Here is a 15581-nt window from a genome sequence, read left to right as displayed (position 1 = left end):
CTGCAGCAGCCTCGCTCACCTCATGGCAGGATAGGCACATGATAGCTGCCTGCCAACTAGCCGATATTGCCGAGAAAGCCGCTCGCGGAGTGCGCGATATGCTACTCACCGCATTCGACAATCCTGGAAAGGTTGAATGGAAGCGCAACTTCCATGACCCAGTGACCGTCCACGATCGCCGCGCCGAGCACGCATTGCGCGCCTGCCTGTGGGAGCATGCCCCGGATTCACTTATCCTCGGCGAGGAAGAAGGCCAACTTATTGGGCGCGACGCCCGCCCTCGTACCCCCACTCCAGACGATATTATCTGGCTCCTTGACCCCATTGACGGTACCGCAAATTTTGCTTCTGGCCTGGATATATGGTGCGTCTCTATCGGTGCAATATGCGGCGATGAGGTTATTGCTGGCGTCATCTATCAGCCCACCTGCGATCGGCTATACCGAGCTGACAATTCCGGTGCGTACCGCAATGGCGTCACTATTACCGCTTCTCAAGCCCCCATATCCGATATGCTCATCACCACGTCTTTCCCTTCTGAACGCCTTGAGGATCGGGTTGGTGCAGCGCGTGGATACGATCTGCTTCTCACTCACGCCAAATCTATGCGCCGTATTGGATCCACCGCATTGAGCCTTGCGTATGTTGCTGAGGGGGTGTGCGGCGGCACATTCGCAATGGGGACGCAGCCGTGGGATATTGGCGCCGGTATTGCCCTTATTCAGCGGGCCGGTGGCGTGTTCCGCGGCGTTGACGATGCCCGTCGTATCCACCATCGCCGCCCCTTTGCCTACGCCTCCTATCTCGCCGGTGGCACCCCGCAGGTCTGCGATCTCATGTTTGAGGCGATGTGTTGCGCTGCCGCCCAACCCCTCCAGACTCCGTATTTTGCACCGGAGGAGGACGCATGAGCTCCAACCCGTGCGAATCCGCTTCAGCAGAAACTACCGCGCTACCCGCAACGTCAAGTCCTGCTTCGATACCAGATTCAGTCACTATACCGGCGGCGTCATCAGCACAATCGCTGCCCGATACTGCCTGCCTCACAGTGACCCCAGCAGCCTGCTATCGCGGGGCACTTGCCCTGGGTAGTCGCCCGGCTTTCATCTGGTACAACGAATATGAGCGCATCGAGTTATCTGGCAAAGTCGTAGCCAATCACCTGGCTAAGGTGATGAACTTCCTCAGTGACGAGTGCGAGATAGGCGGCGATAGTGCAGTCACTCTTGCAACTGTGCCGTACTGGCGATCCGTATTGTGGGCCATCGCCGCGTTGTCGTGTGGTTCTCCGTTGCGCATTGTTCCGCCAGTTACCAACGAGGTTTCCGGTCAGCTCCAAGAAGATTTCCCGTTATGCATATTTCCTGACGGCACTAGCCCGTCAGCACAGTTACCGTCATCGGTATATATTCTTTCTGATCTTGCCCGCGCGGATTTATATACTGACGCCCCTATCGTTGCACTTGACTCGCGTCATCCTTTTGCTTTGCAGTGGCCTGATGAGTTACCACGTGGCATCTGGGATGGGATCGCCGATGTATATGGCTATGCTGACGTTCCACTAATTGAGCCGAGCAGTGTGCCACTATCGGTTACGATCCCGCTCGCGTTAGCTCAACACGCTGAGCAGGTAGGCAGCGGTGCTTCATCTTGGCGCCCTGAGCCACGGAGGTATGCCATGAGCACCGGGTGCCTTACCGAAAGTATCTGCCTCACCCTAGCTGGATTGGCTAGTGCCAGCACGATCATCATCCTTGACCCCTCGCGCAATATCGCCGATATTTGCCATGCAGAACAGGCTATCGCGCTTAATTACCGGCCAGCATAGGGGTTTGTGCAGATTGGCTTTCGTCACTCTCAGACGGTTAGTTTTGTTTAGCTGTGCCGCCGAGTAGATGTATCTATCTAACGTAATCTCGCGGTGCGAGATCGCCATTTTTTTGGTTTATGCCAGCACCGACGCGGGCGGCGATAAATCGTAGCTTTTACAATGTGTAGACCACTACCGCGGGAGTATGAGTACTGCCAGGGTCATTAATATAGGCAGAAGTTATTAATATAGGCAGAAGTTATTAATATAGGCAGAAGTTATTAATATAGGCAGAAGCTATTAATAGCTGAGCTATTAGTGCCCTGGCTATTAGCAGTAATAGCTCAGGTACCGCCCATAGGGGTTACCAGCCGGAGCGTTAACGCGGCTATTAATGCGCAGGGGTAACCGTATCGCGGTATCGGCTCCACCAGGAAAATATTGCCCCGGAGATGTTATGCCACACAGAAAAGATCACTGCCGGTAGGGCCGCTTCCGGAGTGGTCACAAAATGGGTTTTTGCCAAGGTCGCAGCCAGCCCGGAGTTCTGCATTCCCACCTCAATTGCCACTGTGCGCGCCACATACGGAGAAAATCTCGCGCTTTTAGCCAAAAAATACCCACACACAAGCCCTAGTAGATTATGTGCGACAACCGCGATAATGACGACCCCTACAGCCTGTTTAAGGATCGGCGCCGCCGGCGGGACGAGTGCGGCAACCACAATCGAAATACCGATGGTCGAAATCCACGGCAGAATCGGCAGCATCCAGGTAATAACCCTTGGGAAGATCCAGCGCAGCAGCACTCCGCCTAGCACTGGGATAACAACCGTTGTTGCAATACTGCGTGCCATGTGCCCGGCGTTAATATCCGTCATTTCTCCGGCTAGTAGCTGAATCAGTAGTGGCGTCATCACTGGAGCAAGCAAGGTGGTCACCGAAGTGAGGGTGACGGATAAGGCAACATCGGCTCGTGCCAGGTAGGTGACCACATTCGAGGCCGTCCCACCAGGGCAGCATCCTACGAGAATAACCCCAATCGCGAGCCCCGACGGCAAATTGAGCACACGAGCAACAGCAACGGCAGCCAGCGGCATAATGAGATACTGCGCCGCCACGCCAAGCACGACCGCCACCGGACGTTGGGCAACTAAGGCGAAATCATGGAGCGTCAACGTCAGCCCCATCGTGAACATGATAAATCCCAACCCTGGCGCAATAATAGGGCTCAAATGTTGCGCAGTGGCTGGGAAAAAATATCCCCAGATAGCAGCCGATACGATGATAAGCGGGAAAAGCGTCACGGCAATGAGCGCAGAACGTTCCTGAACATTAGCCTGTGCTTCGCGCATAACAGCAACTTTCCTTCCGCCACACATGTATGTTGCTACCCATAAGAATAATTTTTAGGTCACAATGGACCTATGCGTGGAATTATTTTGGCCGGCGGATCCGGCACTCGTCTTCATCCCATTACTATTAGTACATCCAAGCAGTTAGTACCTGTTTATGACAAACCGATGATCTACTATCCGATGAGTACGCTAATTCTTGCTGGAATTCGCGATATTCTCGTCATCACAACCCCGCAAGATGCCGACCAGTTCCGGCGGTTACTCGGCGATGGATCACAGTTCGGTATTAACTTGCAATTCACAGTCCAAGAGAATCCCAATGGTCTTGCTCAGGCCTTTGTATTGGGTGCGGATTTCGTCGGTAATGAGCCGGCGGCGCTGGTTCTTGGCGATAATATCTTCTACGGTCCGGGCATGGGTACTCAGTTACGCCGCAACACCGACCCCGACGGTGGAGCTATCTTTGCCTATCACGTCAACGATCCAGAGCGCTATGGCGTCGTGGAATTCGATGAAAATCATATGGCGATCTCTATTGAGGAAAAGCCCGCTAAGCCGAAGTCGAATTATGCTGTTCCTGGTCTATATTTCTACGACAATGATGTGGTGGAGATTGCGAAGAATCTCAAGCCGTCCCCGCGTGGAGAGTACGAGATTACCGACGTCAACAAGGTTTATTTGGAGCGTGGGAAGCTCTCAGTAGAGGTGCTCCCCCGAGGGACTGCCTGGTTGGATACCGGCACCTTTGATTCCTTGGCCGACGCCACTTCATACGTGCGAACCATTGAGGCACGCCAGGGTTTGAAGGTTGGCGCTCCTGAGGAAGTGGCCTGGCATATGGGATTCCTGACTGACGAAGAGCTTGCCGAGCGGGCAGAGCCTTTGCGCAAGTCTGGATATGGCGAATATTTATTAGGGCTGCTTAATCGTTGATTGCCGTTGTTAAATAGCATCGTTAGTTAACGACGCAGGATCTCAGCCGGTAATGACGGTTGAGATCGGCAGATTGCCTGTGGTTTGTGGGTGTGGTTCTCGGCTGAGAACCACACCCACAAACCACATTTTGCACTGCACCATGTACCAATAAGGAGTGCCGGTGCAGCTAGATATTGTGATCCGGTGGTTGTCTGCCCGCTCATTAGCGCGGGCAGACAACCACTTTTCTTTTCGTGTCGCATGTAGGTATCTATATGCGACATAGCTGCACCGGCACATCGCTTTATATGAATGGCGGGTTGGGTTTGGCCTCATAATTTTGCCAAACCCAACCCACCATTTGAGTTTCGTCGCGGTTTATCCTATGTCGCGGTGCGCGAGCAAGATAGTGCGCAGTTATTCGCCGCGGGTTCCCAAAACCACGGGAGCTGCCACTGCCCAGCGCTCTTTCCAATCACCAATGGGCTCTAGGCCAATTGCGCTGATCGAATCGTGGGCGAGGACGGAGTATGAGGGACGTGGCGCCGGACGATTAAATGCCGCCGCCGTTGTCTCCGTCACGATCTGGGGATCTTTTCCGATAGAGGAGATAATCTCCTGAGTAAAGCCATGCCAGCTCGTCTGCCCCGATGCGGTGCCGTGATAAATTCCCGTCGGCGCTCCCGCATCGACCAAGCGGATAATGAGATCCGCTAGATCGCACGTCCATGTCGGCTGGCCTACTTCATCTGTGACAACCGATAGCGTCGGATGGGACTGTGCGAGGGTTGCCATCGTCTTCGGGAAGCATTTTCCATGCTCACCGTATAACCAGGCGGTACGCACGATGAGGAAATCAGCAGTCTCACACCGCACTGCCCATTCACCAGCCGCTTTCGTGCGCCCGTAGGCACTGCGTGGCGCAATCGGGGCGTATTCCCCGTAGGGCGAGTCAGCGTCGCCAGCAAAAACGTAGTCAGTCGAGATATGGACCAGACGCGCACCAATTTGTGCCGCTCGCCGAGCTAGAAGCTGTGGGCCGGTGGCGTTGACGTGGAATGCCACATCTTCATGCTCTTCTGCCGGATCCACTGCGGTATATGCCGCGCAGTTGACGATGACGTCGGTTTCGCTCAGACTCTCTACGGAAGCCGGATCAGTGATGTCAATAGTGTCAATATCTCGTGCTTCCACGTCATCCCCGCGCTCTTTGAGCATGTGTACGAGGTCCGTGCCGAGCATTCCGTTAGCTCCAATAACCGTCCAACGCATGTTTTATTCTCCTTAAACTTCTGCGCTTATCCTAGCGTAGATCCCAGTGAATCGGACGGATCGCTAACACCGCGTCTCAGGCATTGCAATCCTCACACTCCCCTAGCTCAAGACTGTTACATACGTTATTATTGTGATTGCTGTTAAAGGTAGGCAATTTGCGGGGTTTTACCCGCTTTTGCATGCCTATTACCCACACACAAAAGGTCTTGGCATGAAACGCACACTCGCTCTGGCGTCAACCCTTCTCCTCCTGCCAACATTGGGCAGCGTCGCCCACGCAGAGGAAGAACCGGCTGCATACACGTTCAGCCTCAACTCGGTTACACAACTCCATCTGACCGAAAACGCGAGCAGCGCCTCTAACGAGACGCCCACCCATCGAGCAGAACACCCCGAGGCAACAGGCATGCCACCAATCACGCCGAATACGACGCCACGCACACCGCAGACTACGCCATCCGCACCGCCTGCACCGCCAGCCTCGCCATCCCTTTTGGCGCAGCCAGAACTAAACACGGCGCCCACCCCTCAGAGCTCGGATCCCACCCCGCCACGCACATCCACGCCGGCAGATACCTCCACCACTCCAGATACCACCAGCTCTTCGGCCGGTTCACCGCCATCTTCGGCACCTCACGCCAACAACCCAGCATCCGCGCCACTCAATACAAAAGACGCACAATCCGCGCAAACACCTAATACCCCTGCCACGCAGGATGACGCCAGCACTCCACCAGCACCACCTACCCCCACCACGGCAGAAACCCCTAACCCGCAACCTTCGGACACCACCACAACCAGCCCTAAGAGCACCACACACCCCTCAGAAAAGCTCGGCACATCCAACTCACAAACAACCTCCGAAAAACACAACGCAAACACAACAACACCAGATCCCGAAGCCCCATCCACCACTTCCACAGCCTCAGCACCCCAAGCACCTGCCCCAGCCCCCGTCAGCACAACAGAAAATGACGGGCACTGCCTCACCACCGACGACTACTCCTTTATCACCGCACCGCTACAAACCGACGAATTCGCAGTAGCTGGTATTCACTGGCAAGGCATCGGCCCCCAACAAGTAGACCTGCGCGTTCTCATCAATCGCACCTGGACCCAGTGGTACACCCTAGAAATCGAACAAGGAGAAAACGGCGTCACCGCCACTGAACCATTCATGGCAGCCGGTGCCACAGGTATCCAAATCCGCACCCGAGGCACACTAGATCCAGAGCACACCACCGTCGCCCTCAACACCGGAGCAGGTAGCGAAGGAACAACCGATCACGCCACCATCACTCCGGCACCGATCCTCCCCGCACCACATACCGAATTATCGGCAGCAGAAAACAGCAGCGCGGTTTCTGAACTTCTCAGCTCCCCGCGCCCCGCCTACACATTCGACTCGCCCAATACACCTGCCCCACTGGGAACACATCCGGCCACCCAGCACGCAGATTCCTCAGCCTCCCCATCCCTGTCAGCGCAATCGCATCGCTCTCTCGCCTCAGAAAGCCTGCTCACCAGCCCTGAAACTACCCGCCCTCTGGCCGCTCAGAACACAGTGCGCGCCCCCGCAATCGTCACGCGCACCCAATGGGGCGGACCTGCCGTGAGTGAGACCTGGCCAGCCAACTACGTCCCCCTATCCGGAGCTGTCGTACACCACACGGCTGGCTCCAACGACTACACCCCGCAACAAGCACCAGGGATCGTCAAAGCCATCTGGAACTACCACACGAACGTCCTAGAATGGGGAGATATCGGTTACAACTTCCTCATTGACAAGTACGGAACCGTCTACGAAGGACGCACTGGCTCCCTCAATGCACCAGCTGGAAAAATGGTCATCGGCGGGCATGCCGCCCCCGGAAACACCGGATCAGTGGGCGTCTCCGTTATGGGCGACTACACCCTCATTGACCCCTCATCTATCGTTCTTAACCGCATATCCGACGTGATCGCGTGGCAATTCAGCCGCTCCCACGTCAATCCCTATGGCCTTTTCACGTTCACGGCCTACTCTGGAAAGCGCACCTCCATTCCCGCAATTAACGGGCATCGCGATATCAGCCCGACAGCGTGCCCCGGAAGAATTTATAACTACCTCGACCAGATTCGCGCGCAGGTAGCCGCAAAAATTAATGCCACGAACACTGGCGGATCTGCGGGAACTCCAGCGAGCCTACACTTCGATTCAGCACATTTTATCGGTGGCGGCTGGCCAGCCAGCGGCGTATGGTCAATGGGCGACTTCACCCGGAACGGATACGATGACCTCATTTTGCGTACCCCCACCGGCGAGCTCATGCTCTACGAAGGAGTCGGGCGCGACCTATTTAATCGCCCGCGGCAAATCGGGCGCGGCTGGGGCGGAATGACCCAACTATTTACCGGATTCGACTTCGACGGCGACGGCTACAACGACATTATCGGCCTGCACTCGAACAACCGGCTCTACCTCTACCGCGGAACGGCAAACAACACCGTCACAGACGGGCGGCAAATTGGCCACGGCTGGAATTTTGCCTACATCTTTGGGGTGTCGGCTGGAATTGATGGCAAGCCGAGCTTTATCGGCATTAAACCTGACGGTACTCGCCACACCTACGCCACCAATGGCGCGGGCATGTTCACTACCTCGCGCGTCGATTCCGGCAATTATCGCGACCTTGCCGGAGCACTCGGCGTCGGGGACTGGAATGACAGCGGTTTATCCGACGCGATCGTCATCGAACCATCCGGACGCCTATTCTTCTACCCAGATATTGCTCGCGGAAGCGATCCAAAAACCCAGATCGGACGTGGTTTTGCTAACTATATTCAGATCGCCCGAGCCAGCTCCTCAGGCAACGAACATCGCTTCTACGCCATTTCCAACACTGGGCAACTGTATTCATACACATATCGCTACTTCTAGGAAAATCCCTGATAGTTGATTAAGCTAAAGAATCATCTAAAGGGGAGGGCATGTCTGAGATAGAACGCGGTGACTGCGCGAGCCGCCCCCGAACAACGTCACATCACCACCTGTGGTGGCGTTGCGCTATCTATCTCAGCATCCCCACATTCCTCATCATTGCCCTCGGGGCTTTCGCCATCACCACTCCCCCATTTGGTGAGCCGGATTCTAAATATCACCTTGCCTCCATCTATTGCGGTCAAGGGACCGAAAAAGGGATGTGCGAAGCTGGAAACAGCCCCCATACTCGATACCTACGAGCAGACGCCACCGGATCTGTCTGCTTCGCTTTTAAGCCCTATCGGGGATCAGTTTGCCTATTTGAAAATAATGACGCTTTCTACTCTTACGATGAGGCTTCCGCAGACTCTGCAGGCACTCCCCGAGCCCAGACGGATTCCACCGCCAGCTCCGGAAAATCAGCCGCAGCCCAACCCCCAAATTCTTCCTCATATTCCGCCTCAGCATCCAAACTACTTCCGCCCTATACTCGCAATGGTTTAATTGAGACTGACATAGGAAACTTTCAGGGATCCTATCCGCAGGTGTACTATGCCGTTCAACATTTCTTTGTCGGCAACGAGACAAGCGAAACCTTCCGCAATATTCGATTCGTCAATATCATCGCCGTCAGTTTGGCATTAGCCACTCTCATCGCCCTACTTCCGGCCCGACGCCGCCCTATTGTGTGGATAAGCGTTGCCATAACGATGATCCCATTAGCTGCTTTCACCGTGGCATCTATCAACCCCAGTGCCTGGGCTTTCTATAGTCCACTCATCATTTTCGCCGCCATCGCTTCAATGTTCCAACAACACGGATGGCGAAAATGGGCACTCATTTTCTTTGCCGCCATCACATTGCTGGTTACCGCTGGAACTCGCACCGACGCCGGGATGTACTGCATGGTTGCCGTCCTTATTGGCGTGCTCGCCGGAATACGGTTTACCCGTCAGGCATTACGCTTTTATGCCGTCGGGATAGCCATATTTGCTTTAATCTGCATTGCCGCACTACAACATCCAACTATTGCTGCATACGTGGATCTGTCCAATGTTTTTAATCTTTTCTCCACAGCCATCTCCAAAGATTCGTCTTCACATGGGCTTTTGCATGATAATGCCATCAATCTAGTAACCCTATGGACGGGAATCTTCGGGACAACCAATCTCTCTTGGATGGATCTGCCCGTACCTATAACTATTCCTATCCTCACAGGATTCGTCACGATAACCGTCTTATGGTACGGAATTCGCCAGATACGCTGGACTCAGCTCCTTGGAATTCTTGTCATTATCGTCAATATAGCAATCTGGCCACTGAGTATAGCGTCATCACGGAATATCCCAATCGAATATTTCGTCCAATCTCGCTACCTCGCTCCTATGATTATTTTGGCGGTAGTGCTCATTGGCTGGAATGCTCGCCCCGCGTTCCTCACCCGCAATCACGCGATTGTGTGTGTGGGAGCACTGACTATGGCTTTTCTCATCACCCTCATTGCTATCTATCAGCGCTTCTATCACGACCCCATTACAGGTCAAACGTGGTGGCCCGAATGGGCGCCGCCATTTACCGTAGTTGCAACAATCAGCACCATGAGTTTTGCGCTCTTCTGCACCTGCGTATTCTTCATATTGCCACGCATTGAACCGGCAACAACAGCAGATGAAAACGCCATCCACGCCGCCCACACGGCACACAGCTCACCACATGCGCCTCACTCACATAACACGTGGCCGCTTCAGAAAGGCGTGGCCGCCGAGCAGCTGACAACGCGGAAACAAGCGATTAATCGCCGCTCTATCCACGAGACCTTTGATAGCGAAATAACGACAAGATGCCCACGTCATTTCGCTAGTGAACCACAATCAGCGATAACACACCGCACTGCACCAGTCATAAAACTGCTCAATGCATTCTCTTCCCGCCACCGCCGCGCAATCTGCAACAGCAATCATGCGGATAGCAGCCTCCGGTTATGCGCATCATCAGCAGCAATAACACCGTAAAACATGACGCGCAGCTATGAGCGCTACGAGCTATGAGGCTATATAAGCGACCCGAGTAAACAAAATAAACGATTAGCGCATCTACTCAACGAGCGGCTGCCCGTATTGCCACTCCTGCAAAACTACCCGCTGCTGGCGGCAATGCGAGTACTCGCTAACGATCAGCCCCGTTACCTACCACCAGACGAGGCGTTCCCTGCCACAACTGGGGATTCGTCACTCCACGGCCATCAAACAACAATTTAACCTCAGGGAATTGCTCCGCCGTAATCTCTCGATATTGCTGGTGATCTGCCTGAACGATAACCACGTCAACACTTTGCCCCAGCTCATAGGCTTCCCATCCGAAATCCGCTAACTCACTAGCCGAATACATCGGATCATGCACCAGCACCCGAGCGCCACGTTCCCGCAGCGCAGCAACCGTCGCAAAAATCCCAGAAAAAGCCGTCTCCTTTACCCCTCCACGGTACGAGGCCCCAAGGACAGCAACCCTCATATCCTGTAGCGACCCCAAGACCTGCGCTACTCGCGAGACGACATACTCTGGCATTCCCGCATTACATTGCCGCGCAGTGCGCACGATGGTCGCATCCGGATCTGTGGATAAATATAGCCGTGGATAAACCGGAATACAGTGCCCACCCACCGCGATACCTGGCCGGTGAATATGCGAATACGGCTGGGAATTACACGCCTCAATCACGCGCTGCACATCAATTCCCACCTTATCGGCATAGACTGCAAACTGATTCGCCAGACCGATATTGACATCCCGGTAGGTGGTTTCTGCAAGTTTCGCCATTTCGGCCGCTTCGGCGCACCCCATATCCCATACCCCATTAGGCCGAGATAAATCTGGGCGATCATCAAAATCTAAAACCGACTCATAAAATTCAATCGCCCGCTGCGCACCCTGCTCACTCAAAGCTCCAACCAGTTTGGGATAGCGACGCAGATCCGCAAAAACCCGACCCGTCAGTACTCGCTCTGGGGAGAACACCACATGAAAATCTGTGCCCTCAACCAAACCGGAGATCTCTTCAATCATTGGCTTCCAGCGATTCCGAGTCGTTCCAACCGGCAAAGTCGTCTCATAAGAAACCAGCGTTCCCGCCGATAAATGTGCGGCGAGCGAGGCGGTGGCGCTATCCATCCAGGTAAAGTCCGGCTGCCACGTCTCGTCGTTAACGAACAGTGGAACGACGACAACAACCGCGTCAGCTCCAGGAATCGCTTCGGCATAATCCGTCGTCGCCCGTAATTTCCCAGCCGGAACTAGCTGCGAGAGCTTCTCCTGTAACTGAGCTTCCCCCGGAAACGGCTCGCGAGCGCTATTGATCTGCGCTACCGTATCGGCATTGACGTCTACTCCGATCACCTCATGACCCGCATCCGCAAACTGCACTGCCAGCGGCAAGCCAATTTTTCCCATCGCAACGACGGCAATACGCATTTATTACTCCTCATACGTCGGTAATTCCAGAATACGTCATCGCGCATCTGCCCTGAACTAGCCCGCCAATTCCATGCGGTGATTTCCACCGCTTTACTCAACGCACTTTCCGCTAGCCCTGCACTAGTTCCCCTCGCTACCAGAACACGCCGTGATCTCATATAACGTCGCATATCCGCCGTGCTCATCTGGAACGCGGGCAATCTGCCGGAAGCCGTGCGTCACATCAACCCCATAAAAACCAGGCATACGTACAGAGCGCATTTTGGCGTAATATGGCGCGTCCGTATCGGCATAGAAATGCGTAATTCCGACGCGACGAATCGTTTGGCATACCGACGGATCACTGTGGATATTGCGGAAAGTCTGGGATAGCTCGCGCACATCTGCATCTTTTTCCGCCAAAGTTAGCTGCGGGAAAACGGTCCGGCGTTGCGCTAACACCGGAAAATATACGACACCCGATGACGGATCTCCCACGACAAGCGCATCTGCTGGAAGCTGTGCGCCTTCTCGGGAAATCATCTCTAATTCTGCGCGCGATGCCATCCCCGCTGGCCCTAACTGTTGCGGATCATAAACCCGAGCAACCCCAGCGATTCGAGCATCTAGTGCCCCACCGCCACTTGCGATAAGCAAACATCCTATTATTACGGTTGAGGCGCCAACTCGGCGGATCACCCCAGGCAGCATCGACCATTTCTGCTTTTGGCTGCCAATGCGCTGCACAATCTCAGCAATCTTTACCAGACCATAGCCAGATAGCAGGACAACAACCACTTGCATCGCGCCCATGATCCGGCGCGGATCGGAATACCACGGCCCGGAAAGGAACTTCATCCCGAAATCTGGGGCATAGGCCAATACCAGGATAATGACGCATACTAGCCAGCTCCCGCACAGCCAACGGTAAGCAGACCAGGCATACCAGATTCCGCAGCCCAGCATGACAACCAGGCATATCATTGCAGCGATCAATCCCGGTCGCACCGGCAACGGGGGAACCGGCACGATCGGGTGATACATGGCGTCTATCCAGGACGTTGACCGCACGAACCGCGATACCCCCGCTGTGCGCGGATTAAACATGGCATAGGCGCACAAGCCAAGCGCGGCGATGAGAGCCGCCGTGCCGAAAATAGCGGCCGGCCATCTGTGTTCCCGATAGACCGCATACAAGGTTTTCCCCGTCGCTCCCACAGCAGGAACAACGGCGATCATTACGGCGTTGAAGAAAGAAATCGGGTGAACACATAATGCACCGATTGCCGCACCGGCAAATAACACACTCCCAGCGGCTACCTGGCGAACTGGCGCGTTCCCACACAACACGTCCCGCCACTGCCGCCCAATAACCCATGCGAAGGCGAGGAGAGCTGGCAGGAGAGCCATAGATGTTCCATTTGGCCATTGCGCATAGCTGGAAATGAAATCCGCTGGAAAAGCTAGCGAGATTCCGCTGATGATCGCCACAATTGGCATAGCTTTCGGGCCAAGAATGACGTCAGCCAGGGCAACCATACCCACGACCCACCATAGGCACAACAAAATCGACGTAAGATTCACCGTGGAGATCACCGTTTGCGGCGTAGCAAATAATGCCGCAAACGCATGCCACGCATCCGGGTAATACACCGCAGCTTTCCCCGTGAGGTCAAACAGCGGCCCCATAGCAGAGGTCATTGACGCATTGGAGGTGTGCAGGATGGTCCATACCCCGTTGTAATGGAATGACGGATCCCACTGTTGCAGCGGGTCAGTAATACGCGCCGCAATGAGCAACGGGAGTATCGCTACAACAACTCCCGCACCCATAGCAGCAATAATCGGTATTGAGATACGGCAACGACGTGCATGCCCACCCGAGCCGCCCGATCGCCGCTGCCACCATTGCACTGCCAATCCCATCACGCCTAAAGCGCACAGCCCTGCCAGCACATATTTAGGCACATACCCTAAACCGCGAGCAGGAGTGCAGATAAAACCAATGACAGAAATCAGCGCAAAAGTTCCCAGCGGGGCAACCGCAAAAGCCAGGAGGGATCGCGAATACCGAGCATTATCAGGAAGGACAGTACGCAGCCACCCCCAACATGGAAAGCAGGAGATGATGAGCATTGCGAGAAGCAACGGTATATGACTTAACCACGTCATGTTCTCTCTATCTCCCCTGCTAGACCAATACCGATAACACTACATCTATCTCAACGAACTCTATCGGTTTAGCGCACCGCAATACGCCCTGTTATCCACAAGCCGAACGGCGCGCTGGGATCCGGTCACGGCTGTGGTACAGTCGTGGCAACAATCCACAACTCTATGATCGCGATACGATCATATTCCGCCTCATCCACCTCTTTGCGGCTGAGGCAGCGTCATCCACATATACAGTGAGAAGGCCAATAATGGGCGAACCACGGGTATTACATTTTCATGACTGCGCTGGCGTCGGCGCTGCCCTTGTGCGGGCTGCCGCACGTCAATCCTTACATTGGGATTATCTGAGTGCCGACGCGGTACGCCCACCTCACCCACATCATCCTTATTTTGCGGCAGCCCACCAGATGGCCCTGCTACCTCGCAACTCCCTCGCTGTGCAGCGCTGCGACGTCCTCCACGTCCACTTCGGCACTGCCCTCGCCCAAGCGCAAAACCTGTTCACCCCTAAACGCCCCTATTTTCTGCATTTGCACGGGACGGATATTCGGGTGCATTGGAAACGCGAACAGAAAAACGGAAAATCTACTTTACAGCGCGCAATAGATCAGGCCGTCAAGGTCTATTACACCTCTATTGATACGCGCGAAAATGCCGAAACCGCTCGTAGCGATGCAGAGTTCATGCCTGCATTTATTGAGCCAGATTCTCTCGCCCCCTGGCAGTATTCTGCCACCCAACAGCCAACCATCGTATTCGTCTCCCGATGGGAAGATATTAAAGGGGCATCGGCAAATATTGAGCTTGCTGCTGCCTTGCGTTCTGCGTTTCCACAGGTTCGCCTGGAGGGTCTTGATTGGGGGGTCGCCGCTGCACAAGCCCGCCGCGCTGGCGTGCATCTGCTACCCAAACTGAGCCACGCCCAATTTATTTCTTGGATTGCTCGCGCCACCGTCGCTATTGGTCAAGCCTGCCCCATGCTCGGTGTTTCTGAGTTTGAAGCGATGGCAATGGGAATTCCTATTGGTGCCTTAGGGCACCGAATCCCCCGCCCAAATGATGGGCAGATACCACCGATATACGGCGGAACTATCGACGAGATGATCGATCAAGTGCGGATTGCCTTGGACGATCCGCTTGCTGCGAGCCTCGCCATGCGCGCCGATACCTGGGCGTTGCGCTACCACGTGGCCGATCCCTATGTTCCCATCCTGCAGTCGGCCTACCGTGCTGCAGCACAGCAGGCTGGCCGTATTCGCCATTAACTGATTAGCTATTCGGCATTAACTAAGGCTGGCGCCGCCGATTCATCCACTACATATCCGTGCTGTGCAACCGGCGTATAGCGTCTACTACGCGCAATGCTGCGTAATCCACGCGCCGCTGCCGGTGCTATCCACACGCACCGATCTGTTTGGCTTCTCACGCCCTGCCACGTATAGGCGTGTATCATTTGCCGATTACTCGTGCTCAATTCCTAGCCCTAGCGCATCTGACCAATAGATAACATTCGCCGCGCCACCCATGATTTCCCCTATATACGCTTGGCTGCTAGTCCTGGATAGAGGCAAAGGTATCTCACCAGTTATCGGCGTATTCGGCTAGCAACTAACCGCCTCCCATGAGTGCTCCTGCTG

At 54.8% G+C, this 15581-nt stretch carries 10 protein-coding genes; 6 read left to right on the top strand and 4 right to left on the bottom strand.

The features are described from left to right. Positions 1-38 precede the first annotated feature (38 nt). Both ACLHIJ_RS01960 and ACLHIJ_RS01955 read left to right on the top strand, forming a co-directional pair. Positions 39-911: an inositol monophosphatase family protein gene (locus ACLHIJ_RS01960; RefSeq protein WP_411298355.1), complete on the top strand. Its 873-nt coding sequence runs from the start codon at positions 39-41 to the stop codon at positions 909-911. Next, positions 908-1828 carry a TIGR03089 family protein gene (locus ACLHIJ_RS01955; RefSeq protein WP_411298354.1) on the top strand — a complete coding sequence of 307 codons (921 nt, stop codon included), beginning with the start codon at positions 908-910 and terminating at the stop codon, positions 1826-1828. The genes ACLHIJ_RS01960 and ACLHIJ_RS01955 overlap by 4 nt, the downstream gene beginning before the upstream one ends. A 373-nt stretch (positions 1829-2201) precedes the next feature. On the opposite strand, the gene ACLHIJ_RS01950 is transcribed toward ACLHIJ_RS01955, so the two are convergent. Next, the gene (locus ACLHIJ_RS01950) at positions 2202-3164 is read right to left on the bottom strand and encodes a bile acid:sodium symporter family protein (RefSeq protein ID WP_411295823.1); all 963 of its coding nucleotides are present in this window, start codon (positions 3162-3164) and stop codon (positions 2202-2204) included. A gap of 72 nt (positions 3165-3236) precedes the next feature. Between ACLHIJ_RS01950 and rfbA the strand changes: the two genes are divergently transcribed. After that, positions 3237-4100, top strand: a complete 864-nt coding sequence (rfbA, locus tag ACLHIJ_RS01945) for a glucose-1-phosphate thymidylyltransferase RfbA (RefSeq protein WP_411298353.1) — start codon at positions 3237-3239, stop codon at positions 4098-4100. A gap of 399 nt (positions 4101-4499) precedes the next feature. On the opposite strand, the gene rfbD is transcribed toward rfbA, so the two are convergent. Next, a complete protein-coding gene (gene rfbD / locus ACLHIJ_RS01940; RefSeq protein ID WP_411295825.1) occupies positions 4500-5354 on the bottom strand; it encodes a dTDP-4-dehydrorhamnose reductase in 855 nt (284 codons plus the stop codon). A gap of 214 nt (positions 5355-5568) precedes the next feature. On the opposite strand from rfbD, the gene ACLHIJ_RS01935 reads away from it, so the two are divergent. Beyond that, positions 5569-8277, top strand: coding sequence for an N-acetylmuramoyl-L-alanine amidase (locus tag ACLHIJ_RS01935; RefSeq protein ID WP_411298352.1), 2709 nt, complete (start codon positions 5569-5571; stop codon positions 8275-8277). A 50-nt stretch (positions 8278-8327) separates the two neighbouring features. Further along, entirely contained in the window at positions 8328-10331 is a 2004-nt protein-coding gene (locus tag ACLHIJ_RS01930) for a DUF2142 domain-containing protein (protein ID WP_411298351.1), read from the top strand. A gap of 154 nt (positions 10332-10485) precedes the next feature. On the opposite strand, the gene ACLHIJ_RS01925 is transcribed toward ACLHIJ_RS01930, so the two are convergent. Together ACLHIJ_RS01925 and ACLHIJ_RS01920 are read right to left on the bottom strand one after the other, a co-directional pair. Further along, complete coding sequence (locus ACLHIJ_RS01925; protein WP_411298350.1) at positions 10486-11787, bottom strand: nucleotide sugar dehydrogenase; 1302 nt, start codon at positions 11785-11787, stop codon at positions 10486-10488. A gap of 123 nt (positions 11788-11910) precedes the next feature. Further along, the gene (locus tag ACLHIJ_RS01920) at positions 11911-13941 is read right to left on the bottom strand and encodes a DUF6541 family protein (protein WP_411295829.1); all 2031 of its coding nucleotides are present in this window, start codon (positions 13939-13941) and stop codon (positions 11911-11913) included. A gap of 251 nt (positions 13942-14192) precedes the next feature. Between ACLHIJ_RS01920 and ACLHIJ_RS01915 the strand changes: the two genes are divergently transcribed. After that, positions 14193-15209, top strand: a complete 1017-nt coding sequence (locus tag ACLHIJ_RS01915; RefSeq protein ID WP_411298349.1) for a glycosyltransferase — start codon at positions 14193-14195, stop codon at positions 15207-15209. Positions 15210-15581 lie beyond the last annotated feature (372 nt).

Source organism: Trueperella sp. LYQ141 (genome assembly GCF_046599555.1).
Classification (GTDB): domain Bacteria; phylum Actinomycetota; class Actinomycetes; order Actinomycetales; family Actinomycetaceae; genus Trueperella.
The sequence above is the reverse complement of the archived record's forward strand: the minus strand, read 5'-3'. Positions and strand labels throughout refer to the sequence as shown.